Annotated in this window: 20 protein-coding genes and 1 pseudogene; 8 read left to right on the top strand and 13 right to left on the bottom strand. The window is 48.2% G+C overall.

Going from position 1 to position 24105, the window contains the following annotated elements; genetic code table 11:
* Window positions 1-316: 316 nt before the first annotated feature.
* The 3 genes from uxuA to uxuR all read left to right on the top strand — a co-directional run bounded on the left by uxuA (window position 317) and on the right by uxuR (window position 4029).
* Window positions 317-1501 (top strand): mannonate dehydratase, encoded by a 1185-nt coding sequence (uxuA, locus tag FQ015_RS20070; protein WP_000438605.1) that lies wholly within the window; start codon window positions 317-319, stop codon window positions 1499-1501.
* Window positions 1502-1581: 80 nt separating this feature from the next.
* Window positions 1582-3042, top strand: coding sequence for a fructuronate reductase (locus tag FQ015_RS20065; RefSeq protein ID WP_106907634.1), 1461 nt, complete (start codon window positions 1582-1584; stop codon window positions 3040-3042).
* A 213-nt stretch (window positions 3043-3255) separates the two neighbouring features.
* The gene (gene uxuR, locus FQ015_RS20060; RefSeq protein ID WP_000833681.1) at window positions 3256-4029 is read left to right on the top strand and encodes a Uxu operon transcriptional regulator; all 774 of its coding nucleotides are present in this window, start codon (window positions 3256-3258) and stop codon (window positions 4027-4029) included.
* Window positions 4030-4169: 140 nt separating this feature from the next.
* On the opposite strand, the gene FQ015_RS20055 is transcribed toward uxuR, so the two are convergent.
* Window positions 4170-4991 carry a DUF2686 family protein gene (locus FQ015_RS20055; RefSeq protein WP_000062493.1) on the bottom strand — a complete coding sequence of 274 codons (822 nt, stop codon included), beginning with the start codon at window positions 4989-4991 and terminating at the stop codon, window positions 4170-4172.
* A 239-nt stretch (window positions 4992-5230) separates the two neighbouring features.
* Between FQ015_RS20055 and FQ015_RS24765 the strand changes: the two genes are divergently transcribed.
* The 4 genes and pseudogenes from FQ015_RS24765 (at window position 5231) to iraD (ending at window position 6056) form a co-directional block, all read left to right on the top strand.
* The gene (locus FQ015_RS24765) at window positions 5231-5347 is read left to right on the top strand and encodes a hypothetical protein (protein WP_418933164.1); all 117 of its coding nucleotides are present in this window, start codon (window positions 5231-5233) and stop codon (window positions 5345-5347) included.
* Window positions 5326-5468: pseudogene (locus FQ015_RS24570) on the top strand (hypothetical protein). The gene FQ015_RS24765 and the pseudogene FQ015_RS24570 overlap by 22 nt, the downstream one beginning before the upstream one ends.
* A gap of 115 nt (window positions 5469-5583) precedes the next feature.
* Window positions 5584-5667, top strand: a complete 84-nt coding sequence (gene idlP, locus FQ015_RS20050; RefSeq protein ID WP_123009414.1) for an iraD leader peptide IdlP — start codon at window positions 5584-5586, stop codon at window positions 5665-5667.
* The gene (iraD, locus tag FQ015_RS20045) at window positions 5664-6056 is read left to right on the top strand and encodes an anti-adapter protein IraD (RefSeq protein WP_000986225.1); all 393 of its coding nucleotides are present in this window, start codon (window positions 5664-5666) and stop codon (window positions 6054-6056) included. Before idlP ends, iraD begins: the two co-directional genes overlap by 4 nt.
* Here iraD and hypT read toward each other — a convergent pair.
* The 4 genes from hypT to FQ015_RS20025 form a co-directional block, all read right to left on the bottom strand.
* Window positions 6049-6960, bottom strand: coding sequence for a hypochlorite stress DNA-binding transcriptional regulator HypT (gene hypT, locus FQ015_RS20040; RefSeq protein ID WP_000340767.1), 912 nt, complete (start codon window positions 6958-6960; stop codon window positions 6049-6051). The two genes, iraD and hypT, sit on opposite strands and share 8 nt — an antisense overlap.
* A 64-nt stretch (window positions 6961-7024) precedes the next feature.
* Window positions 7025-8197: a beta-aspartyl-peptidase gene (iadA, locus tag FQ015_RS20035; RefSeq protein WP_160524416.1), complete on the bottom strand. Its 1173-nt coding sequence runs from the start codon at window positions 8195-8197 to the stop codon at window positions 7025-7027.
* A gap of 12 nt (window positions 8198-8209) precedes the next feature.
* A complete protein-coding gene (locus FQ015_RS20030) occupies window positions 8210-8671 on the bottom strand; it encodes a YjiG family protein (RefSeq protein WP_000211971.1) in 462 nt (153 codons plus the stop codon).
* Window positions 8668-9351 (bottom strand): nucleoside recognition domain-containing protein, encoded by a 684-nt coding sequence (locus tag FQ015_RS20025; protein WP_001295597.1) that lies wholly within the window; start codon window positions 9349-9351, stop codon window positions 8668-8670. The genes FQ015_RS20030 and FQ015_RS20025 overlap by 4 nt, the downstream gene beginning before the upstream one ends.
* 249 nt (window positions 9352-9600) lie before the next feature.
* On the opposite strand from FQ015_RS20025, the gene kptA reads away from it, so the two are divergent.
* Entirely contained in the window at window positions 9601-10173 is a 573-nt protein-coding gene (gene kptA, locus FQ015_RS20020; RefSeq protein ID WP_160524415.1) for an RNA 2'-phosphotransferase, read from the top strand.
* A 180-nt stretch (window positions 10174-10353) separates the two neighbouring features.
* On the opposite strand, the gene iatD is transcribed toward kptA, so the two are convergent.
* The 8 genes from iatD to FQ015_RS19980 all read right to left on the bottom strand — a co-directional run bounded on the left by iatD (window position 10354) and on the right by FQ015_RS19980 (window position 24071).
* Complete coding sequence (gene iatD / locus FQ015_RS20015; RefSeq protein WP_160524414.1) at window positions 10354-15528, bottom strand: inverse autotransporter IatD; 5175 nt, start codon at window positions 15526-15528, stop codon at window positions 10354-10356.
* Between the two features lie 209 nt (window positions 15529-15737).
* Complete coding sequence (locus tag FQ015_RS20010) at window positions 15738-16916, bottom strand: MFS transporter (RefSeq protein ID WP_103253460.1); 1179 nt, start codon at window positions 16914-16916, stop codon at window positions 15738-15740.
* A gap of 67 nt (window positions 16917-16983) precedes the next feature.
* Window positions 16984-17826, bottom strand: coding sequence for an SdiA-regulated domain-containing protein (locus FQ015_RS20005; protein ID WP_160524413.1), 843 nt, complete (start codon window positions 17824-17826; stop codon window positions 16984-16986).
* A gap of 259 nt (window positions 17827-18085) precedes the next feature.
* Complete coding sequence (locus FQ015_RS20000) at window positions 18086-20176, bottom strand: pentapeptide repeat-containing protein (protein ID WP_160524412.1); 2091 nt, start codon at window positions 20174-20176, stop codon at window positions 18086-18088.
* 307 nt (window positions 20177-20483) lie between these two features.
* Complete coding sequence (locus FQ015_RS19995) at window positions 20484-20750, bottom strand: DUF3343 domain-containing protein (RefSeq protein ID WP_105271141.1); 267 nt, start codon at window positions 20748-20750, stop codon at window positions 20484-20486.
* Complete coding sequence (yjiL, locus tag FQ015_RS19990) at window positions 20747-21514, bottom strand: putative 2-hydroxyacyl-CoA dehydratase activator YjiL (protein ID WP_160524411.1); 768 nt, start codon at window positions 21512-21514, stop codon at window positions 20747-20749. Before yjiL ends, FQ015_RS19995 begins: the two co-directional genes overlap by 4 nt.
* A 9-nt stretch (window positions 21515-21523) precedes the next feature.
* Window positions 21524-22675 carry a double-cubane-cluster-containing anaerobic reductase gene (locus tag FQ015_RS19985; protein ID WP_106907627.1) on the bottom strand — a complete coding sequence of 384 codons (1152 nt, stop codon included), beginning with the start codon at window positions 22673-22675 and terminating at the stop codon, window positions 21524-21526.
* Window positions 22676-22790: 115 nt separating this feature from the next.
* Window positions 22791-24071 carry a DUF445 domain-containing protein gene (locus FQ015_RS19980; protein ID WP_160524410.1) on the bottom strand — a complete coding sequence of 427 codons (1281 nt, stop codon included), beginning with the start codon at window positions 24069-24071 and terminating at the stop codon, window positions 22791-22793.
* Window positions 24072-24105: the final 34 nt, after the last annotated feature.

Genomic DNA, 24105 nt, shown 5'->3' with positions numbered 1-24105 from the left:
ACCGTTGTTATTTTGGGCGACATGTTATGTAAATTGGTCAACCATTGTTGCGATGAATGTCACACCCTCTGATTAATAACTATCAATTACCCTTTGCTGCAATTTGCAGCAACGAGCGTGCGCGTGAAAATCTTGTGATGTGGTTAACCAATTTTGGAATTCGGGTTGACATGTATTACCAAAAGGTAGAACTTATACGCCATCTCATCCGATGCAATGCCACGGCTGCGGTCTGGTTGTTCATCCGGATACCTAAACAACTCCAGGGTTCCGCGTCTCTTTGCTGTGGAACCCACTATGTGAAAGAGGAAAAATCATGGAACAGACCTGGCGCTGGTACGGCCCTAATGATCCGGTCACTTTAGCTGATGTCCGTCAGGCGGGCGCGACTGGCGTGGTTACCGCTTTGCACCATATCCCGAACGGGGAAGTATGGTCCGTAGAAGAGATCCTCAAACGCAAGGCGATCGTTGAAGACGCAGGCCTGGTGTGGTCTGTCGTAGAAAGCGTGCCAATTCACGAAGATATCAAAACTCATACTGGCAACTACGAGCAGTGGATCGCTAACTATCAGCAAACTCTGCGCAATCTGGCGCAGTGCGGCATTCGCACCGTGTGCTACAACTTCATGCCGGTGCTCGACTGGACCCGTACTGACCTCGAATACGTGCTGCCAGATGGCTCCAAAGCTCTGCGCTTCGACCAGATCGAATTTGCTGCGTTTGAAATGCACATCCTCAAGCGTCCAGGCGCGGAAGCGGATTACACCGAAGAAGAAATTGCTCAGGCCGCTGAACGCTTCGCCACTATGAGCGACGAAGACAAAGCGCGTCTGACCCGTAACATCATTGCCGGTCTGCCGGGCGCGGAAGAAGGGTACACCCTTGACCAGTTCCGTAAGCACCTGGAGCTGTACAAAGATATCGACAAAGCCAAACTGCGCGAAAACTTTGCGGTCTTCCTGAAGGCGATCATTCCAGTTGCGGAAGAAGTTGGCGTGCGTATGGCTGTTCACCCGGACGATCCGCCGCGCCCAATCCTCGGCCTGCCGCGTATCGTTTCCACCATTGAAGATATGCAGTGGATGGTTGATACCGTAAACAGCATGGCGAACGGTTTCACCATGTGCACCGGTTCCTACGGCGTGCGTGCTGACAACGATCTGGTTGATATGATCAAGCAGTTCGGTCCGCGTATTTACTTCACCCATCTGCGTTCCACCATGCGTGAAGATAACCCGAAAACCTTCCACGAAGCGGCGCACCTGAACGGTGACGTTGATATGTACGAAGTGGTGAAAGCGATTGTTGAAGAAGAACACCGTCGTAAAGCGGAAGGCAAAGAAGACCTGATCCCGATGCGTCCGGACCACGGTCATCAGATGCTGGACGACCTGAAGAAGAAAACCAACCCAGGTTACTCCGCAATTGGTCGTTTGAAAGGTCTGGCTGAAGTTCGCGGCGTCGAAATGGCGATCCAGCGCGCTTTCTTTAGCCGTTAATATCCACCGGCATGGCTGCGCGCCGTGCCGGTTCCTTCTTCCTTGCCGTCACTCTCTGAAGACGGATTCTGGAGTTTACGATGACTACTATTGTTGACAGCAATCTGCCGGTTGCCCGCCCGTCATGGGATCATTCTCGTCTGGAATCACGCATTGTGCATCTCGGTTGCGGGGCGTTTCACCGCGCGCACCAGGCGCTGTACACCCATCACCTGCTGGAAAGCACGGATAGCGACTGGGGGATCTGCGAAGTTAACCTGATGCCAGGTAACGACCGCGTGCTGATCGAAAACCTGAAAAAACAGCAACTGCTGTACACCGTGGCGGAAAAAGGCGCAGAAAGCACCGAGCTGAAAATTATTGGCTCGATGAAAGAAGCGCTGCACCCGGAAATCGACGGTTGTGAAGGTATTCTCATCGCGATGGCGCGTCCGCAGACGGCGATTGTCTCCCTGACGGTCACAGAGAAAGGTTATTGCGCCGATGCGGCAAGCGGTCAGCTGGATCTCAATAATCCGCTGATTAAGCACGATCTGGAAAACCCGACTGCGCCGAAGTCCGCGATTGGTTACATCGTCGAAGCGTTGCGTCTGCGTCGTGAAAAAGGGCTGAAAGCGTTTACGGTGATGTCCTGCGACAACGTGCGTGAAAACGGTCACGTGGCAAAAGTTGCCGTTCTGGGGCTGGCTCAGGCGCGCGATCCGCAACTGGCGGCATGGATTGAAGAGAACGTCACCTTCCCGTGCACCATGGTTGACCGTATCGTTCCTGCCGCTACCCCAGAAACGTTGCAGGAAATTGCTGACCAGCTGGGCGTTTACGACCCGTGCGCCATTGCCTGCGAACCGTTCCGTCAGTGGGTCATTGAAGATAACTTCGTTAATGGTCGCCCGGACTGGGATAAAGTGGGCGCACAGTTCGTTGCAGACGTTGTGCCGTTCGAAATGATGAAACTGCGTATGCTGAACGGCAGCCACTCTTTCCTGGCGTACCTCGGTTACCTCGGCGGCTATGAAACTATTGCCGACACCATGACTAACCCGGATTATCGCAAAGCGGCCTTTGCCCTGATGATGCAGGAACAAGCGCCAACGCTGTCGATGCCGGAAGGTACGGACCTGAACGCCTATGCGACGCTGCTGATCGAGCGTTTCAGCAACCCGTCTCTGCGTCACCGTACCTGGCAGATTGCGATGGACGGCAGCCAGAAGTTACCGCAGCGTCTGTTGGACCCGGTGCGTCTGCACTTGCAAAACGGCGGTAGCTGGCGTCACCTGGCGCTCGGCGTGGCTGGCTGGATGCGTTACACCCAGGGGGTGGATGAGCAGGGGAATGCCATTGATGTGGTCGACCCGATGCTGGCGGAGTTCCAGAAGATCAATGCGCAGTATCAGGGCGCAGACCGCGTGAAAGCGCTGCTGGGCCTGAGCGGTATTTTTGCCGATGATCTGCCGCAGAATGCCGACTTTGTTGGCGCGGTGACGGCGGCATATCAGCAGCTGTGTGAACGCGGTGCGCGCGAGTGTGTGGCTGCGCTGTAACTAACTGATTACCCTACAGACTTACTGGTCAATCAAACGCATATTTGGTTGACCAGTTTTCGTTTTTTGCCCACCTGTACGTGCCAACTTCCAGTGCTAATGGTATAGTTTGAGATTGACGGGTGCCGTAAAATCGCCCGTTGTAGGCCGGATAAGGCGTGCACGACGCATCCGGCAAAAATTTGATTAACTGCACCTAACGGACACAACACCATGAAATCTGCCACCTCTGCGCAAAGACCTTACCAGGAAGTCGGGGCGATGATCCGCGATCTGATCATAAAGACGCCGTACAATCCTGGCGAACGGCTGCCGCCGGAGCGTGAAATTGCAGAAATGCTTGATGTCACGCGGACGGTGGTACGTGAAGCGCTGATCATGCTGGAGATCAAAGGGCTGGTGGAAGTGCGCCGGGGTGCCGGTATTTATGTTCTTGATAGCTCAGACAGCCAGAACACAGACGGTCCGGATGCCAACGTTTGCAATGATGCCGGTCCTTTTGAGCTGTTACAGGCGCGTCAGTTACTGGAAAGTAACATCGCGGAATTTGCCGCCCTGCAGGCTACCCGCGAAGATATCGTCAAAATGCGTCAGGCATTGCAACTGGAAGAGCGTGAACTGGCTTCCAGCGCGCCGGGTAGCAGCGAAAGCGGTGATATGCAGTTCCATCTCGCCATTGCCGAAGCAACGCATAACAGCATGCTGGTGGAGTTATTCCGTCAGTCCTGGCAGTGGCGGGAAAACAATCCGATGTGGATCCAGTTGCACAGCCATCTGGATGACAGCCTGTATCGCAAAGAGTGGTTGGGCGATCACAAACAGATCCTCGCCGCGTTAATCAAAAAAGACGCCCGAGCGGCGAAGCTGGCAATGTGGCAGCATCTGGAAAACGTGAAGCAACGTCTGCTTGAATTCTCGAACGTTGACGATATTTATTTTGATGGCTATCTATTTGATTCATGGCCGCTGGATAAAGTCGACGCCTGACTTATTATGATAAGCGCAAGGGTAAACGTTCCTTGCGCTTTCTTAAATTAAGAAGTCGCAATGAGTATTACTTTATAAATTGCAGGGTATTGTTTAAATATCTGTATAACCTGAATGTTAGTACTCATTCTTCCCAGTGGTTATTTACCAATATAATTCCATTCACCATTTTTTAATTCAAACAGTTCTGGGAGAGATGACGGTTGCAGAGTCATACGTTTGACATGTGCATTTTCATCCCCGGGGATAACTTTATATCCAATCTTAGCGTGGATCTCAGCGGTACCAGGATAGGCTTCTATACCAATTATTGGGTCATTTCCCATTCCAATATTAGCATTAAGTAATGCAGCAAGGGCGAATCCGGAAGAATTTGCTACCCCTGACACAGTCATTATCTGATCAATATAGATATCAATTCTTGGCAGTGTTGTATCTTGCCAATTTTCAACCTTTTCAAGGGGGAGTGTTGCCAGGTATCCTATCGTGGTTCCCGCATAGCCTGGAACATTGCAACCAGGGCCTAGGGTTATTTCATGTATCGTGTTTGGAATTTTAGAATCCATAGTTAGGTTAAACCGTAGACCAGCTTCTAACGCTGCGGAAACATGCGCCTTTTTACATACTCCACCGTATATTCCGTCTAATACTGAGCTGGCCTTCCAGGTACCACAGCGTATGTTTCCTGTGATTGAAATACCATCGGATTCTTTACATGCGGCTGTTACGTAATTGAATGGCCAATACCCTTGTTTACCAATTTCAAGCTGTCTAATTTCGACAACACTTCCCCCATCATAGTTATGGTTATTTCCACGAACAAGAGGTCTGACATAGATGTTTTCCGAGTTAAGATGCGAGGGCATACTGTCTGCTAATTCTTTATCGGCATTTGGATGATGAGCGAAATGATTATCTGTAAAAATTTTGTTGTTAGCGGCATTGCTTATTGGCATAGACATATTAATAACCTTTTATGAGTATTTCACTGATGTTTTAGAAAAATAGATAAATTTTTCTGTAGTAAAAAGAGAAGTAAACAAATGACATGCATGTTTCTGTTGTAGTGATATCAACTCTACACAGTGATATTAAAGGGTGGGAAACACTCTAAAGTATCAAAAAACGCTCATTTAAAATTATTTGCATGCAATTTAAAAGCATATCTTATTACTAATTGGAATTTGATGTTGTTATATTGATGTCTATATTAATAATGCCTGTGAATGGTGTTTTTGATGTATTTGATATGTTATCAATTTATATTATTTACAAACTAATTGTTTCAAATAATACATGGTTGATTATACGAAAATAAATAATCTCCCGCCGGGATTAAGTAGCGGCGGTGACAAGTATTTTCATCTACGTAACTATTCGGAATATTCAGAATATACTAGCAGTTTTTTTTGAGTTTGATGATTTTTATCAAATCATGACTTTTTTCCTGAAAAGTCAGTAGATATTCATAGGCAAGTAAGGTTTTATACTTTGCTGACAGGATTCAGGCCTGTCTCAGACTGACATGGATGTAATGAACAAAAGGGAATGGCTATGGAAAATGAGCATCAATACAGTGGTGCCCGGTATTCAGGGCAAGCCACATATGTTGCTAAACGTCAGGAGTGCGCAAAATGATGCGCCAATCACTTCAGGCTGTTTCACCTGAAATTTCAGGCAATAAAACGTTATCACTGCGTAAATCGGTATGCAGCGATCTCCTCACTCTTTTTAATTCTCCTCATTCGGCATTACCTTCATTACTTGTTTCAGGTATGCCTGAGTGGCAAGTGCATAACCAGAGCGACAAACATCTCCAGAGCTGGTATTGCCGTCAACTACGTTCTGCACTGTTATTTCATGAGCCTCGGATTGCGGCGTTGCAGGTCAATTTGAAAGAAGCGTACAGCCACACGCTGGCGATCAGCCTTGAGATAATGCTGCACCACGACGATGAACCGCTAACGTTTGATCTGGTCTGGGATAGTGGCGGTTGGTGTAGTGCGACGCTGGAGAATGTCAGCTAAGCACAATCTCCAGCTCGCGCAGTTCGCGCCAGAAGCGTTCGGCCACGGGATTCATACGGGTGTTCATCCGGTATGCATAGGCCTGAATCGGGATCACCAGTTCGTCCCGATTCAGAACGATAAGCTTCCCGCTGCGAATTTCTTGTTGGATGGCGTACTCCGGCAGCCAGGCAATCCCACAGCCGTCGAGGGCAACCTGCTTTAAAAGCTCGCTCATCGACGAGACAAAAAAGGTGCTGAAACTTAACTCACTGTGGCGCGTCAGGGTACGGTTAATCAATCGCCCCATGTAGGAGTTGCGGCTGTAATTCAGTAACGGAAAGTGTGGCTGTGCGAGGTTAAAAAGCGCTTCTCCGTGTTCGTCACTGGCGCAGACGGGGAACAATTGAGATTCAAATAAGCGAATGTGGTCAAACGGTGCTTCCAGCAAATCTTCGTCATGAAAGGAAAAAATACAGTCGCTTTGCCCTTCACGCAGTTTATCGACCGCTTCATCAACATCAATGGCTTCAATCGCCCAGGTAAAGAGCGGCGGCATCTGGCTGATAATGGACGGTAAAAGACCGAGAGAAAGAGAGTGTGCAGCGGCTACCTTGATTTTACGTTGCGCGTAATCGCTGCCGCCACGCAGTTCTGCAAGGTTGCTCTCTAACTGTTGCAGCAGATGGCGGATCTGCGAATGGAAGATTTTCCCTTGTTCCGAGAGTTGCAGAGGTGTCACCTGGCGGTTAAACAATTCAACGCCAATTGCCTGTTCCAGCGCGCGGATGCGACGGCTAAATGCGGGTTGTGAGACGTTGCGACTGACTGCCGCCTGGGAAAAGTTGCGGCATTTTTCCAGGGTCAGAAAATCATAAAGCCATTTTGTTTCAATATTATGCAAAACCGCACCACAGTCATCCATTACGTTTTACTCTGTCAGCCGCCCTTGCGGGCATTCTACGTCCATTCGGGCGGCTGACAACCGTTTATGCCGTTTCAAACGTTCCTTTCACGCAGGCTTTGCCGTCTTTAACCATCAGTTTGCCGCGGGCGTATACCTGTTCAATGCGCAGTTCTGGCGTCATGACCAGCAAGTCTGCGTCATTGCCTGGCAGAATTTCGCCTTTCCCGGTCAGGTTAAGGAAACCGGCTACGCTACTGGTGAGCGGGCGCAGGGCATCGCTGATACTGAAATCATAGTCTTTGACCAGCACCTGCACGGTTTCCAGCAACGTTTCAAAACCTGCAACACCGATATGGGTTAAATTCCCTTCGTCATCGAAGAACGGCTGGCTACCGTTGCCGTCAGAGCTGAGGGTGACGCGTGCCAGCGGAATACCGGCCTGAACGGCGCGGGCAATACCTTCGGCAGGGGCGACTGGTTCGTCAATGCTGCTGGTGATGTCGATAGTGCCGCCTTTGTGCGCAAACTCCAGCGCCTGCTCAAACAACGGTACGTTGCGGTTAACGTGGGTCGGCAGCAACTTATTGATGGGAACATCGCAGTTTTCCAGCAGGTCATAGATAGGCTGCAATGCCTTTTTGCTGTCGCCCATGTGGAACACAGTGACGCCAGGCTTACCGCCGAGCAAACCGCCAACGCGGGATTCCGCCGCCATATTGGCCAGGTGATAAACGTCCGGTGCGGCAGAGCGGTGATCAGAGATAGCGCATTTCACGCCAATCACGCGATCGATAATTGCCACGTCTTTTTCCACGGAACCTGTAATGGTGCGGGAAGGTACATGATAAGCGCCGGTCAGCATCCAGGCGCTGATGCCTTCCTCATTGAGCGCACGGGTCTTGGCGAGCAGGGATTCCGGGTGGCGAGAGACAGAGTCGGTGCCCAGCAGTCCAACCACTGACGTGACGCCCGCTTCTGTCAGACGACTTAACGCCACTTCCGGCGTACGCGTAGTGGGACCAGCTTCTCCGCCACCGCCAATCAAATGGACGTGTTGATCAATAAAACCTGGGCAGAGGATCTGCCCGCGGAGATCGACGACCATGCAGTCAGGTACGATGTCAGACGGGATATTGCTGGCAACGGCGATAATTTTGCCGTTAGCGACGAGGACATCGCAAATTCCCCGATCTTCCGGCGCATACAAATGCGCTCCCTGCAGCAGGGTAAAACCGGCTGCGGAATAATCAATCATGATAACTCCTTGTTAAACAATAAGCTGCATAACCCAGATCGACAGCAATGCGTTAATGACGCAGACCGTAATGATGTGCGGGTAATATTTGGCATTCACTTCGGCTGTCCCCAGGCAGCGACCGACATTTTGCACCGGGTTGCCCATTAAATACATTGCAGGCAGTAAAACAGTGACATCGTGGCCGGTTAATGCGCCGGCGGTTGCCAGACTGGCGGCAACACCGACTGCGCCGCCCATACTCATTAATGCGGCTAAAAGGACGGTTGCCGCTTCACCTGGCAATCCCCACAGCGCCATTACGGGTTCACAGATATGCCCCACCCAGTCGAGCAGGCCAGTAATTTTCAGTGCCTGAATGATGACAAATGCCATCACCACGTTGGGCAGCAGGTTGGTGGTGGCGATAGTAAAGCCACGGCGCGCGCCATCAATAAACATATCCATGACGTTTTTGCGGACCTGAGTTGTCATGCTTGCGCTCCTTGCGTTGGGTTGCGACGTTCTTCAAAGTTAAGCCAGACGCGCAAAATATTGGCACCGACAAATTTAAATACCAGGATGACGGCTAAAGGTACGATTACGGACGTCCCCAGAAAGGCAAACACCGCGACGCCGGAAGAGAAGTAGTTGGTGATGATGGCGCTACCGCTGGTTTGATATGCGGCGAAAATCACTTTATCGCGTTCGGTAATTTCACCTTCCTGCGCCAGCTCTTTGGTCATACCGGCGGCGGCATCAGTGTTTTGCAAGTTAGCGATCAGCGCCAGCGAGCAGATTCCTGGAATGCCCAACAATGGTTTTAGCACAGGTGTCATTAACTGCTGCGCGGCGCGTAATCCACCAAGACCATCGGTAATTGAAATAATCCCCAGAGAGAGAATGACTGACGGTGCCAGCTCCAGCGCAAAGAGAAAGCCATCTTTAGCCCCCGCGCCACCCGCTCCGCGAAATGAGGTGGTGGCTCCGTTCGCACCAGGCAGTTGCCCAAACGATCCGTTCAGAACGGAAAAATCAAAAACGCGCCACCAGCTGTCTGTCCCGGAAAAAACACCGGAAAAAAAGATTATGGTAAGAAAAAAAGCCAGATACCCTTTAATGCCCACTTTTTCTGTCGCCAGCTCCCCGGCTACAGCATCCCCTTGTTGTGTCATAACAATCCCCATTGTTTTTTTGTGTTTGTGTGTTGCTTGAGCCAGGAAAATTCCTGGAGCTGAAAAACCTTATCAGCCATGTGGGTATGGGGAAAATGCAAGTATGTTTCTGGCTATGCGTTTTTTGCATAGCGGAAAAATTACGCTGTTTGAACAAGATGCTGCGAAGGATTTCGTTGCAGAAAATTCATAAATCCAGTGACAATGACGTGAGTAAATAAAAACGGAAAATCCAGGGACGAAAATGCGATGGCAAAGTACAACGAAAAAGAGCTGGCGGATACGAGCAAGTTTTTAAGTTTTGTTCTCCGACATAAACCGGAGGCGATTGGTATCGTACTTGACCGTGAAGGATGGGCGGATATTGATAAGCTCATACTTTGTGCACAAAAAGCAGGTAAGCGGTTAACCCGTGCATTACTGGATACCGTTGTCGCCACCAGCGATAAAAAGCGTTTTAGTTATTCCAGTGATAGTAGGTGCATTCGCGCGGTTCAGGGGCATTCGACTTCGCAGGTCGCCATTGCCTTTGCCGAAAAAACACCGCCACAATTTCTCTACCACGGTACAGCAAGCCGCTTTCTTGACGAGATAAAAAAACAAGGGCTGATTCCAGGAGAGCGTCATTACGTGCATCTCTCTGCTGATGAAGCAACGGCACGCAAAGTGGGAGCAAGACACGGATTGCCGGTTATTTTAACCGTCAAAGCACAGGAAATGGCGAAACGAGGCATCCCTTTCTGGCAAGCGGAAAACGGGGTCTGGCTGACATCAACGGTTGCTGTTGAGTTTCTTGAGTGCCCGAAGAAAAGAGCTGATTAATGTTTGCTCGTGCCAGATGCGGCATAAACGCCTTGCGCTCCCTACAAAAGCATAAAAATTCAATATATTAGAGAGATAGTGTAAGCCTGATAAGCGTAGCGCATCAGGCAATTTGGCTTTTGTCATGAGTCTGAAAGGATACCCTCGCAAAAGGGTATCCTTTAATAACTACTTCAGAAATTAAAGTGATTTACGGCAGGCAGTTAGTTGAGCGCTGGAATCTGCGTCGCTTCCAATCCTGCCCGTCAGCATCTGCACATAGACGTGACTATTGTAATCATCCTGTTGATTGGTCCAGTAAGCACCCGCGGTAAATTGCGAATCACTGGAAAACTCCCCAACGTTCCCCCACTCACCATATAGCGATCCCAACGTGCGTTTGTTTTCGCCAGACGTTAAATGTGCGACGCCAGGAAGATTATATCCATCACTTTTCGCGTTGCAGAACGCATTGGCAGTTAGCCAGATATTGGTTTGATTCCCATGATTCACCCACCAGCCTTTCAGCTTAATTAATGTCTGGTAGGTTGTACCTCCTTGTCTGGGAACAGCGCTTATTACGACTGAAGTTTGGTCGCCGGTATTTGTGAAAGAAACTTTACCTGAAGCATCGACAGACACCCAACTCTGTGAACTTGTGAACATATAATCACTAACGGTTTTACCCGCTTCAAAGTTGTCATCATTAAGTGTGTAGTACGCCCCTATAAAACCTTCACTGGGGAATGTAGCCGTTGTGAAGGTATGGTTGTTGACTGTTACATGACCGTGCATGTCTTTTATTGAGCGGACAAGATCCAGTGATATGCTTAAGTTTGCTTGATGAACACCGTTCAGCATAGGAATGAGAGTCGCTCTGCCCTCTACGCCGCCAGTGACAGTGACGGTGTACTCGCCATAATTTCTTTGGCTGTAATCAATATTGCTCAACTTCAGGAGGTTCACGTAGGCACCTGACTGGACAAATTCCAGATGATCAGACGTCACTATCGGGTTACCGTACTTGTCTTGCAATATTAACGTAAGTGTCGCGCTCTCCTGGAAGTCAGCCATAAAAGAGCTAACGCTAGATTTCAATGTTGATTTACTTTCATCTGCCGTACCAGGAATCAATGTAATGGCTGCGGATTTGTGGACTTGCCCGGACTGATCGGTACGCGTAGTTGGATTATTAATCACCGGGCTGCCTTTGGTGTCTAAGCTGTAACTAACGTCGACACCTTCAACCGGGAATCCATAATCATCTTCTACTCGTGAAGTGATGGTGCTGCTATCAACCCCGTCGGCGATTATGGTGTCAGGAGAAGCCACTACACTCACAACATGTGCCGTTGTAGCATCAGCCTTAACCGCAACCGTCACCTGGCTCTGAACGGGAACGTCTTTGCCCATTGTGGCCGTAACGGTATATACATTGACTTTGTCACTGGTCAGCGTCACTTTGGCCTGACCTGACTGATCAGTCAGGATTTCCCCTGTATTGCTTAGCGTTGCACCATCAGGTGTTACGCTAAAGGTGATAATTTGCCCCGGCATCAATTCACCCTGAATATTTCTTGCCGTTGCGGTCAGTGTAATACCTTCACTGTTATGGACCGTGGTTTCTGGCTTCGATGATGTTAACTCGAGTTTGCCCTTTGCCACACTCACGTCAACTTTACGACTACTGTTATTGTCCAGCGTTGCTGTCACCTGATAGACCCCAGGCTGGGTGCTGATAAGGTTAACGTACGCATAGCCGTTATTATCGGTGTAAGCCGTATCGTCTATCGTAATGTTAGCGGTTGGCAGCGCACTTAATCTGACGCGTTGACCGGCTATGACGTTATTAAACGCATCCTGTACGTGTATTCGTAGCGTGATGTTTTCGCCAACCATTATCGTTTTTTCGGCTCCGGTTATACTTATTATCTTCGCCGAACTTTCATCCGGGAGCACTGATAAACTAAACGTTTTATTATCGGATGATTGCGCTTTCCGGCTCACCACTACGTTATGTTGTCCGGCAATATTGCTGGTCATTATTACCGTCGCTTGACCCTGCGTATTGGTGGTGACTTCTGTTCCGCTTAGTGTGACATCGTTACTCTGGAAAGTGACCTGTTGGTCTTTAAGCGGATTTTGGTATGCGTCCAGGATCGTTGCTGTCAGGGTACTCCCCGTACTGTTGCCAGCAACTATGGTATTTAATGAGGCAGTCAGCGGCTGGAGCTGCGCGCTGCTTGTATCCCCAATAAAATAGACTAGCTGATTAGCACTGGTATTATTTCTGCTCAGCGTTGCCGTCACTGTAAACTCACCCGCCTTTGTGCCTCGCAATGTGACCACGGCATTGCCGTTTGAATCGGTGCGAGCGGTGTCACTACTTAGCGTGAAGTTCCCTGTCATAGATGCTGGCAAGGTAAATTTCACATCCTCATCCGGTAGTGAGTGTCCATAAACATCTTTCACACTGGCAGTCAGGGTAACGGTATCTGTATTGTTAGCAATCGTACTGCCCGATCCGGCATTCAAAATAATTACCGATTGTTCCCTGTTTGGGACCACGGTAACCGTAACCGACTGGTGAATATTTTTATCCGCCTCAAGCGAGGCATCGACGGTATAGTTACCTGCTTTTGAACTGGTCAGGTGCACCCGCGCAATCCCGGACTGGTCAGTTGTGGCGGTCGTGTTGTCCAGTTGCGAGTCAGTTGGTGCCACAAAATTCACTTTCATATCTTTTAACGGGTTGTTATGAAAGTCTGTGACGGTGGCGGTCAGGGTACTACCCTGGCTATTACCAGCACTAATGGTATCTGGCGCGGCAACCAGTTGTTTGAGTTTTGGCGTATTCGAATCGCTAACAAATTTCGCAGTTACCCGTTGAGTAGAACCATTTGGCAGCGTAGCGCTAATCGTATTTTCTTCCGCAACCTGACTTATCATGTTGATTGTGGCAACACCATGTGCATCAGTATTTTGCTGCGTCGGTTCTACAAATTCCGCGCTTCCTTTCTCATTCTTAAAGGTGACCTGATGATTTCTCAGGGGATTATCACTCTCATCAGTGACGTTAATAGTGATGGTATTAAACGTCTTTTTATCGGCGTAAACGTCATTATTCGTTGCGGATAATGTGGCGACGTGAGCCTTATTCTGGTTTGCTTCGATATTATAAATATGCGATTGCAGAGGAGTATTCCAGTTGTGAAGGCTAAGTTGTGCCCTCAGGGCTGCTCCTTGCTTATGGGCCGGATAATTCGCTGCATAAACGCCCGGATGCTCTTCGTGCCAGACAACCGTGGCGCCTGGTTTGCTGTTCTCGACAGTGACAGCTTTTACCAACGCGTCTTCTTGATATTCAACCGGTTTATTGTTGTCGTCTTTCAGTTCTACCCTGACTTTGATGTCGTCTCCGGCATAATACAATATGTTATCTATGGATATTGAAGAATGGTCGCGGGATGAGACAACAGGGACGATATTAACGACGATGGATTCTTTTACCGCACTCTCACCGTTAAGTTGCGGTGTCAGTGTTACTGAACCTGAAGTCGTTCCTGCAGTCAGCATCTGTGTGTAGCTACCATCCCCGTTATCTGTCCAGTCAGACAGAGTGATATCCTGAACACCTTCACTGCGGGTTTGCAGTGCCAGCCCCGGAACCGGGGTACCGTCGGAATCGTGCGCAGTCACAGTCAATGTGGTAGTCGATTTTTTATCTGCTGCCAGGGTTAGCGGATTAACGGATAACAGAGAATCTTTCTGGCTTAATGCCGGAGCCTGGATGACGACCATGCTTTGCTCACGATGTGACAGATTACCTTTTACATCCTCAGCGGTAACGTCTATCGGCCACGTATTATCGGTTTCCGGGGTGTTAGTGAAGCGGTAACCAGGCAGCGTGACTGTGATATCTTTTCCGGAAGTGCTGACTTTTCCTCCAGCAGATTCCAGCGCAGCAGCGTCGATTTTATAGCCTTTCAGGGCATATTTGGTCTGTAGCGAGGAAACCAGCGATTTTATTTCTCCAGACTTTCCTTTCACCGGATCCAGCAGACTCAGGCGAATCAGCTCTTTCTTGCGATATTCCAGAACGATGTTGTTGTTGCGATCAATCAGGTCATAACGACTACCGGCCAGACTGCGCCGTCCGGCCACTTCGTCCGGGTTAAGCTGTTTCTGCATTGAACTGCTGGGTTGCCAGGTCAGATCAACGGCAAAACGTGTGTCATTTTCACCTTGCTTCCCCTGACGTTGTTCTGCACTGAGAGTCAGAAGCGGGAAGGGGGTATAGTTGAGGCCCGCGGTAATAGCATGGGGATTACTTTGACGATCATTCTTGTCAAACAGCGCCACTTCATCACCATAGTATTGTTCATAGACCAGTTTTCCACCCAGTTGTGGCCAGGCTGGTAACCAGCCTTCCGCGCGTAAATCCCAGCCGTTAGCCGGGCGGGCTTCGTAGTCATTATCCAATTCTGGTGCGCTACGCCAGCCGGTCAGGCCGATATAAGCATTGCTGCTCAACTTCAGATAATCACGCCAGTATTCTGCGCCAAGTCCCGCGCGGGAGTGATAGCGGCTCAGGTCGTGATCAAAAAACAGGTTGATGCCTGACATCCAACTGGGGGTGAAGTAACGCCAGCCTAAACCGGTGTTGATCTGGGTACGATCGTCTGTTCGGTGAAGGGTATGCTGGCTGAAGAGCAGAGAATCGGGTGTGTCATACCACGGATGCAGGAAGTCGAATTGCGAATTTTTCAGGCTGAAATCTTCATCCACACCCAGAGAGATTTTCGCAGTGCCAAAGTTATTTAACCAATCAGTCATCGCGCCTGAGGCTTCTGAAGACGCCCAACCACGCGCCATGCCGCTGGCCTGCTCACTATTCATATCTTGTGAAAGCAGAGTGCCAACTCGCTGCGAAGTGCTGGCTATTTGATTCTCCAGCGTGTTTTCGCCATTCGCAGGCGTTACAGCATTTTGTTGCTCAGGACTTTTCTGCGAGGTTGTTGCCGGAACATCCAGTTCTTCACCCTGGCGCACGTTATCAAAGCCGCGAGCAAAAGTACGAAACTGATTAAGACGACGAAGCTCTTCCAGTGAAATACCAAACCGGTCAGCAACACTTTGCGCTGATTCCAGCGCGCCAAGCGTGTAAGGTACGGTTTTATTTTCTGTAAGAGGGGGAGGAGATGAAACTGTCATCTGGGGTTTAGCGTGTACCACATTTTGTGCCGTCGCGATGACGGGGAAAAAAATTTGTGTGAATAAACAAACTCCGGCGGCCAGGCGGCGTATTTTGTCACCCAGACCGCATAAAGAGTTTTGATCATTATTTTTTATTTGCTGCGCATTTGTCGAAGCCATAGTGACCTTCCGTGAAAAAACAGAATTAAACGTGTTTTTTCTAGCACGGAGGTATAAAACGATCCTGACTATAATATGACCAGAAATAATGAATTAGCCGTAAATTTGCTAAACCATGAATAATAGTGGCGGTGGCTGAGCACCTCCAAAGAACAAGGGTGTTTTAGTTATTTTACGTGCTGTGCTGAAAAGTTAAATAATTAAATCAACTAAGAGTAATTCGTATGTATTTTGAATATTTGCATCCCGCAGATTAACGCTGCGATAAATAGCGCAGCTGCGCCGCAGAGCGTGGCACTGGCGAGCGCCGACGTTCCGTTGCCGAGCATGCTGGTCAGCACCGGGCCAAGAATTTGCCCGATACCATAAATAAGTGTCACAAAGCCCAAAAGATTAAGATTTCCCGGCACGCTAAGCTGGCGGGCGATGGTCATCACCAAAGAGGTAGTCCCCATAAAGGTGCCGCCAAAACCAATACTGCTGATGATGAGTAATAAAGGAGAGCTACTGGCGAGGGTTAACAGTACGCAGACAGCCTGCACCAGCAAATTCGCGGTCAGGCAAGGTAATGCTCCCCACCGTTTGGCTGCCCATAGCCAGCCAAAGCAACCTGGGACAATTGACAAGCCAACCAGTGTCCAGAGGTGAGCCGTCAGCACAGGCTGGCCCGCGTCTTTCGCCATGAGCGGCAGGTAGGTGGCGACGATGATATAACCAAAACCCGCCAGACCATACAAAATCGCCAGTAACCACCAGCTCATGGGTTGTTGGGCAATTTTTGCCAATGGTGCTGGTGCGATAATATGTTTCTTCGACGGAATGAGCAGCGCCAGAACAAGCAATATTATGGCAGAAAGTGCCCCGGCACCTTGCCACAACGTTTGTGAAGAGAGGGCAAAATGCAGGCCTGCCAGCACATATTCATTGCCCAGAGCGATGCCGACGCCAACGCCAGAAAATAGCGCCGCAAGAACAAAGGGATGGCGGGTGTGTTGCATGATAAGCGTCGAGCCGAAAATCAACATCCCGGCGCTGGCGACCCCTGCCAGAAAGCGAATGATGAAAACCAGAAGAAACGGCGGCAACCACGCCATCGCGAGGATTAATAATCCGGTTGCGAGGGCGGAAGTTAACAGGAATGGGCGCAGGCGTGAGGGCAAATGAAACGCGCCGAATGAAAACAGCAGGCTCCCCGCCAGATACCCGGCATAGTTACCACTGGCGATCCACGAGAGTTCGCTAAAGGAAAACTCGCCTTCCGCCAGCATGACTGGCAGCATCGGCGTATAGAGAAAGCGGCCTAAACCCATACCTAAGGTCAGAACCAGCATCCCGAATAACGCGGTGCTGAAAGAAAAACGTTCTACGGGATGCGATGTCGAATTCATGTTCTTCCTTGTTTGTATTATTTTGAGTTAACAAGTTAATAACAAAAAAGGAGAACCTGCCAGACTGTTATCGTGATTTTGTCGACGTAAAGCGATAAAAAAGATTGGGTTCGCCAACGATATAGATGTTGCCACTGGCATCCATCGCTATCCCTTCCGCCTGCTTGATATTGTGTGAAAGGCCATACCTGCCTTTGGTTAACGACATTTCGCCGATAACGTCACCTGTCACGGTCACTTCCTGCAGGGCGCGTGACTCATGTGACAACACCAGCAACGTATTTTTTTGTGGGTTAAATTCCGCGCCAGAAACATCATCCAAAGTAAACTGACGCTGCAACGCTTTATCTTTGCTGATATGCAACTCATCGCTACGCAATAGCCCGGTAACTTTGTAGACCTCTATCGGATTTTTCTCTTTAAAAAACCAGAAGGTATGGTCCTGAGAGGAATAAGCCAGCCCTTCAAATCCAGAGTTTGTTGGCGTTTCCTGCAATGGGATTTTTATTTTTTTGAGGATGCTCACTTCCGAATCAGCGTTAAGTGAAATCACATAAATGGCATAATCACGTTCATCACTGATGACAAATTTATTATCACCAATGTATTCAATCGTCTCGAGATCCTTAACGAAATCGAGCGGAATGGTGCGGATCAGATCGCCCTCGGTCGTCATTTCAACGATGGTTGCAGGTTTGTTGATAGTGCTAAACAAGGTATTGCTCTGCGCAGACCAAGTCAGTGAGGAGATATTTTTAGTTACTCCTGTAATCTCTTTACCATCGATAGTGGCCTGATAATTCTGAAACCCTGCGACATGCTGGCTTTTACGGACGCAGGATTGCACAAAAAACAGGCTTGCCGCCACGATGGCGCAAAGAAAAACGATAAAGGTGATGCGCTTTTTCAACTTGTTGCTCCTTATTATTGCTTTTTTCTCGTCAAATTCAGTGCGACAGATAAGGAGTATACGGATGAAGCTTAATGAATTCTTAACGCGGGGCGATGAAATAGTAAACGCCGCAGGGGAGTTGCGGCGTTTGTCTTTGGATGGCGGAACATTTTCAGCTTACATCGACTGATAAATGCGCCTCATCCATGAATGATAGATGAGGCGGTTAACAATTTATATCCTCTGCCATACTCACTCTTTTTGGGTGATTATTGAACTATTCGTCAACTATATACGTTGGCTGATAAGACGTTAAACCCGGAATGGAAAAACTGCTATTCACTTCTTTCTTTAAACGGGCTTGATTAAAACTGTTACTGTCCTGTTGCTCGGTACTGTTCTTGGCTTGTTTATCGGTACTGTCATTGGCTTTTTTATCGATATTATCATTGTAAAGATATGCACTCTTAAGAGAAACATTATTCACTTTGGCATTGAAAAAACAGGCATTTTTAAAAATCGTATCTATAAATATCGTATTGAACAACCATGCATGGTTAAATAGAATATTAGAACCTTCTGTACCAGTGAAATTAGTATTGTTAAATGTTGCAGCAGAAAAGTTTGTATTAAACAGTTTGCATTTTGTTAAATTAGCGTTTGTAAAATTGGTAAACATGCAGACAGTACCAGTAAGATCATATTCTGAAAGATCTTTATCCGATAGATCGGAATAATTTAGTATTGCTCCAGTAAGAATTACTTTAGGTGTACCAGGTATTCGAGGTGTTGCAGGTATTTTAGGTGCTCCAGGTATTTCAGGTATTTTAGAAGTATCAGATGTTGCAGATTTTGCAGATTTTGCAGATGTTGCAGATGTTTCATATAGAATGACTGATGTGAAATCTATGTGTTCAAGATAAGCCTTACTAAGGTCACTTCCAGTAAAATTAACGCCAGTGAGAACTTTTCCGCTGAAGTTACAGTTTCGTAGATTTGCGTTTTTGAAATTTACATAAGTCAAGTAGCGAACTTTACGAAAATCATTATTTTCTAATGTGGCATTTTCGAATTTTGCATTACGCAGATCACAATCTGTAAAATCCACGCCTTCACAGATCGTACCGGAGAAATCCGCTTTTCTAAGAATGCTGCCATTAAAATTGACATTCCTTAGAGCCATTTTAGACAAGTCTATGCCGGTTAAATCCATTCCCGCTAAATTCAACCCTTTGATACACCGTTGACCCGTTGAATCTTTAGGAATAGCAGTGCTAATAGTATTGATGACAATATCACCTATCTTGAAGGTCATTGTAATTCCTGCATCAGAGACAGAGAGTTTTCGCGTAAGACGTTCACTCTTATCTCCAGTGATACTCTTCTGAGCAACGTAAAAGCGCTCGCATGTATGACAAAATCTTTTCCAGCTCTCATTTGGTGTCAGATTATTGTCCGGGAGGAAGTTAGCAATGCTATAAAGATCGTTCAGAACGCTATTTCTTATTTCAGGAGAGGCGCACTCTATAATTTCAGAGGTGGATATTGTATTTTTTATTTTATCTCTATTATCCGTGAGATTTCGTGATCCTGCTATATTTGGCTGCTGGTGATTTTCTCTGTAGTATTGCAGCACATTTTCCCATTGTAAGTTTGTCAACGAGATAGTTTCAGTCTCGTTATTATTATCCCGTATGGTTAATTGACTTTCTACTGGGTCAAAAGAAATCATGAAGTTATTCAGATGTCGATATTGATGAGTAGCATCTAATTTCACTTCAAATGAATTTGAACTTTTGCAGGCATGTTTTAAAAACTTATCATAGGGAAGGTATTGATCTTTATCTGCATGTTGTGGGTCATTGTGCAAAACAGAGCAAATACTCTCTTTCAAATTGTTCTTGTCAATATAGATTGGTAGTTGCGCTTTTTGTTCCATTATTTTAATAAACTGCTGCAGTTGCTCGGTTTTAACATTGCAACTATGACTTATATCTTTGTGGTAAACAGTTAATACGCTTTCATTATCATCTTGTCGATTAAATATTATTTTTAGATCGTTAATTTCAAACTCATTTAAACCATTTCTTTTGGTTTTGGCGATGATTTGTTCTGTTGTTGATGAATATCGATTTAAGGTTAATTCGAGATTGTCGGGATTAGAGATAAGGTGAATAAAAACATTCAGTACACGCTTAATAAAACCATCATTCAAATGATTTATATCATAATTAATTTGTTTTTGTATGGTTTCAATTTCCGTGTTAATGTCAAATGGTTGGTTGCTTTTTTTATGGCAAGGTTTTAGTCCCGAATACATGTCGAGTGTTGGAAGAATATCGCCGTATATGTTAAATGTGGAGCCCATATTTTTATCCTTGAATTGTGAAATGTTCTTCTAAATCTAAAATAATTATGGGGGGTAAAGATAAGCTTCACACTGAAACTTATCTTTATCATTACCACACCCGGTAATCATTTTATTTCTCTATGCATAATTATGTTTTAAGTATAATACAATGTATATTGTATTTTAGACGCGCAATAGCAAGGTGCTATCAAAAATCGCTCATTTTGTGGATGGGAAATATTTCACAGCAGGCGAGATATTTAATACAACTTCCTTCATGCAGGATTATGTGCAGCCAAATATCCGGGCGTTATATTTAAAGATCTTATTGCCTGGTTGACGCTTCTGAATCGTAATGCACCACGCACTGCCAGTTGCTGCCCTGTTGGCAATATATCGCTTCGGTCTGCCCAGGGATCACCCATTGTATTTCCTCGCCGGGCAGACAGGTCAGCCAAATGCATAACCCGCAGCCGCCGCGTAAATCACGGGGAATATCGCTGACGCGAAAAGTCATGCCCGCTGCCTGCAACGCCTTGCGGGTTTGTATGACGCCGACCGTGGAGTGAAATAAAAACAGATACTCTTTCATGTGCGTTTTCTCATTCGTTGACCAATTACCGCCGCGCCAATTGCGCCAGCAAATTGCGCATCAGGATGGGTATTTACCGGCATTCCCAGATGAGTTTCCAACATCCGGGCAAACGTCTGGCAATGACTAACGCCACCAGTAAACAGAATCGGCGCTTCACAGGAGAGACGAGCAATGAAATTAGCGCTCCGCCGCGCCATCGCGTTAATCACTCCGGCGAGAATCGCTTCTGGCGCGACGCCCGCTGAGCGCAGGCTGATCACTTCCGATTCGGCAAAGACCGTACACATACTCGTGATAGCGTGCGGCGTGATATTTTCCGTTATGCAGTCGAGCTGCTCGACGCTGGTGCCAAGCGTGCGCGAGATCACCTCCAGGAAACGCCCTGTTCCTGCCGCGCATTTGTCATTCATCAGGAAATCGCACAGGTTACCGTCGTCATCAAGCTGAATCACTTTGCTGTCCTGACCACCGATGTCGATTACCCCGCGCGTTGCTGGCGCAAGAAACCGTGCGCCCAGCCCGTGACAGGAGATTTCCGTCACCTGTTTATCGGCAAAATCCACCAGTTGCCGCCCGTAGCCGGTGAGCGTCAGAAACGGCGTTGTTTCTAACCCTTCGCGCAGAGTTTCCCAGGCTTCAGTAATTGCTGTTGCCGGGCGAAAGGGTGTTGGAACGAGGAAACGGCGCGTAATCACGCCGTCTGCCAGTAAGATCCCTTTGGTGGCGGTTGAGCCGGAATCAATGCCAATCGAATATGCCACTGCCACTCCTTACAGCATCTCAATAAAGGCCGCGACACGGGTGCTGAGCTGCCCGACATCTGAGGTGGAGTAGTCTGTTTCAATAGCGATATAAGGAATGTTGTGCTGCTGACGCACATGACGTTTAATCGCCAGCGATTCCACCGCGTAGGTATGGCACGCCTGCAAAATCACATCAACTACGCCATCGACCTGATATTCTTCCACCATCTGGCTGAGCATTTGCAGGCGCTGATCGTTCGGCGAAACACAGGAGCAGCCAATCGCCAGATATTTATCCGCCAGCGCGTCGTAGACATCGCCCGTTTCTGCCACGCATTGCTCGGTCGCTTTTGCCCCGGTGCAGTTTTCATAACCGACAACCCAGCCGCCATTCTCTTCAATCGCGCGCACCACTTTCTCTGCTGCGCCGCCAATTGGGCAGCCGGTGATTAAAATGCGTGGACGCGGGTCCAGTCGCTGGCCTTCTTCCCACTGCTGACGAACGCGGGCGGTCATTGCATCCAGTTCGTCAACCAACGCCTCTTTATCGAACCGGAAGGTTGCGCCGTAGACCACTTTCAGAATGTCGCTGCCGCTAAGCGCTGGAGGATTTAACTGCCCAAGATGATAAAAATTGGCCAGTGCGCGACGTTCGCGGTTTTTCAGCGCAATGGCATCGCGGAGAGCATCTTCGCTAATCTCGTGTCCAAAACGTTCCTCTACCGCTTTTTGTAAGCGCAGCATCTCAGCTTTCCATAATGCACGCGAGGCATCGTCCTTAACGCTGTTGGGCAATTGCATCACATGCACGGGCTTAAACTCTGCCATGTATTCATACATTTTCTTTTTGCCGTCGCAGGTGGTTTCACCGACCACCAGATCAGAAAAGTAGAAGTAGGGGCATTTATCGGTTTTGCCGAAGCCGTAGCTGCTTTTAATCAGCGGGCAGAGATTGCGCGGCAGATCTTTCTCGGCTTCTTCAATGGTTTCATCAGAGGTGGAACAGAGTGAAACCACAACCGCACCGGCTGCCATTGGGATCTCTTGCGGCATAAAAGTACAGTAGGTACCAACCAGCGGAATGCCGCGCTCCTTGAGATCCATGACGGTGAGAAAGCCTTTCTGGCGAGCTTCAGAGAACTGAGCGAAAATGGCGGGTAGATCGGTGACAAGTGACATAATTTTCCTTCCCCGTACCACGGGAGATAATGAAAAGAGGCCACATTATTACCATTCTTTTAGTGTGGTTTATTTGATCTCTCTCGCGGTTAGCCACTTAGTTTTTCATGGATTTCTAAAAATTGCCGAGGGGGAACAAGGCCGGGAGCTGCGACAGCAAATACAAAATTAGCCCAATACAACCGCCAACTAGCGTACCGTTGACACGGATAAACTGCAGATCTTTGCCAATATTTAACTCGATTTGCCGCGACATATCCCGCGCATCCCAGCTTTTTACCGTATCGCTGATATGGCGCGTCAGGAATGCGGAAAACTCAGGCGCGACACGGTGCGCGGCTTGTTCCAGATGACTATTTAACGACGCCCGCAAGGCATCATCGGCAATTAACGTTTCGCCAAACCATTGACCCGCTCGTGCGATACGTTCTTTCACACGAGAATCTTCACTGTTGATATCCGCTTTCAGCCATTCCCGTAAATCCCCCCACAATTCACTTAGATAGCGGTTAAAAGCTTCATCTTCTTTCAGATAGCTTTTTACGGCATCGGCTCGCGCTGCAATTTCCGGATCGTTTTTCAGCTTGTCGATCAGGGCGAAGGTGGCGCGATCAAACGCATGGCGGATCTGATGCGCACGATCGCGACTAATATCATCAAGCAAAGAATTCACCGCGTCAGAAACTAACTCCGCGCTATGTTCGCCCAGCCATTCTGTGGGGAGAATTTTGGCTTTCAGTGGATGCTCGCTCTCCAGCCAGCGAACAATTTGCTGGGCGATAAACTTGCGCGATTTATCGCGCTGAAGCAGGGCGATCAACTGTGCGATCAGCGTATCCAGCAGCACCTGATGGCGATCGTTTTTAGTCATGCTTTCCAGCATCAGTGCACTGGTGCCAGAAAGATCGACCTTATCAATCGCCCGATGGACTGCGCGCTTAAGCAGGCGCTGAATGCGCGCATCATCGGTCAGTTCAAGAAAACCGCTCATGATCTGCAACAGATGCTGACCAACGCGGCGGGCGTTTTCCGGCTGACTAAACCAGTTGCCAATCAACAACGCCGGTTCGTGACGTCGAATCAATGCCACCAGCGACTGGGTATCGAGAAATTTTTCCTGCACGAACTGGCCGAGATTTTCACCAATCCTGTCTTTATTACGCGGGATAATCGCCGTATGACGAGAAATAATCGGAATCGGCACGCGGCGAAATAGCGCCACCACCGCAAACCAGTCAGCCAGCGCGCCGACCATCGCCGCTTCAGCAATCGCCTTCACGCCGCTCACCCAAAAATTGGGCGGCAAAAACAGCGTAACGACAAAGGTAGCAGCGGCGATAAGCAGTAAAGAGAGCGCCAACCTTTTGGCGCGTCTGAGTTCGATGAGTTTATTCATAACGTTAAGAATAGAGCCTGACGGCAGGATCGCG

The sequence above is a fragment of the Escherichia sp. HH26CH genome, assembly GCF_009820205.1.
Taxonomy (GTDB): domain Bacteria; phylum Pseudomonadota; class Gammaproteobacteria; order Enterobacterales; family Enterobacteriaceae; genus Escherichia; species Escherichia coli_F.
This window is presented reverse-complemented; position numbering and strand designations above follow the sequence as displayed.

Coding starts and splice junctions, on each gene's coding strand:
- iatD (WP_160524414.1), bottom strand. CDS start 15,528: ATGGCTTCGACAAATGCGCAGCAAATAAAAAATAATGATCAAAACTCT.
- FQ015_RS19980 (WP_160524410.1), bottom strand. CDS start 24,071: ATGAATAAACTCATCGAACTCAGACGCGCCAAAAGGTTGGCGCTCTCT.
- FQ015_RS20010 (WP_103253460.1), bottom strand. CDS start 16,916: ATGAATTCGACATCGCATCCCGTAGAACGTTTTTCTTTCAGCACCGCG.
- FQ015_RS20055 (WP_000062493.1), bottom strand. CDS start 4,991: ATGTCTATGCCAATAAGCAATGCCGCTAACAACAAAATTTTTACAGAT.
- FQ015_RS19995 (WP_105271141.1), bottom strand. CDS start 20,750: ATGAAAGAGTATCTGTTTTTATTTCACTCCACGGTCGGCGTCATACAA.
- uxuA (WP_000438605.1), top strand. CDS start 317: ATGGAACAGACCTGGCGCTGGTACGGCCCTAATGATCCGGTCACTTTA.
- hypT (WP_000340767.1), bottom strand. CDS start 6,960: ATGGATGACTGTGGTGCGGTTTTGCATAATATTGAAACAAAATGGCTT.
- FQ015_RS20025 (WP_001295597.1), bottom strand. CDS start 9,351: ATGACACAACAAGGGGATGCTGTAGCCGGGGAGCTGGCGACAGAAAAA.
- uxuR (WP_000833681.1), top strand. CDS start 3,256: ATGAAATCTGCCACCTCTGCGCAAAGACCTTACCAGGAAGTCGGGGCG.
- FQ015_RS20030 (WP_000211971.1), bottom strand. CDS start 8,671: ATGACAACTCAGGTCCGCAAAAACGTCATGGATATGTTTATTGATGGC.
- kptA (WP_160524415.1), top strand. CDS start 9,601: ATGGCAAAGTACAACGAAAAAGAGCTGGCGGATACGAGCAAGTTTTTA.
- FQ015_RS24765 (WP_418933164.1), top strand. CDS start 5,231: ATGTCTATATTAATAATGCCTGTGAATGGTGTTTTTGATGTATTTGAT.
- FQ015_RS19985 (WP_106907627.1), bottom strand. CDS start 22,675: ATGTCACTTGTCACCGATCTACCCGCCATTTTCGCTCAGTTCTCTGAA.
- iraD (WP_000986225.1), top strand. CDS start 5,664: ATGATGCGCCAATCACTTCAGGCTGTTTCACCTGAAATTTCAGGCAAT.
- FQ015_RS20065 (WP_106907634.1), top strand. CDS start 1,582: ATGACTACTATTGTTGACAGCAATCTGCCGGTTGCCCGCCCGTCATGG.
- FQ015_RS20000 (WP_160524412.1), bottom strand. CDS start 20,176: ATGGGCTCCACATTTAACATATACGGCGATATTCTTCCAACACTCGAC.
- iadA (WP_160524416.1), bottom strand. CDS start 8,197: ATGATTGATTATTCCGCAGCCGGTTTTACCCTGCTGCAGGGAGCGCAT.
- idlP (WP_123009414.1), top strand. CDS start 5,584: ATGGAAAATGAGCATCAATACAGTGGTGCCCGGTATTCAGGGCAAGCC.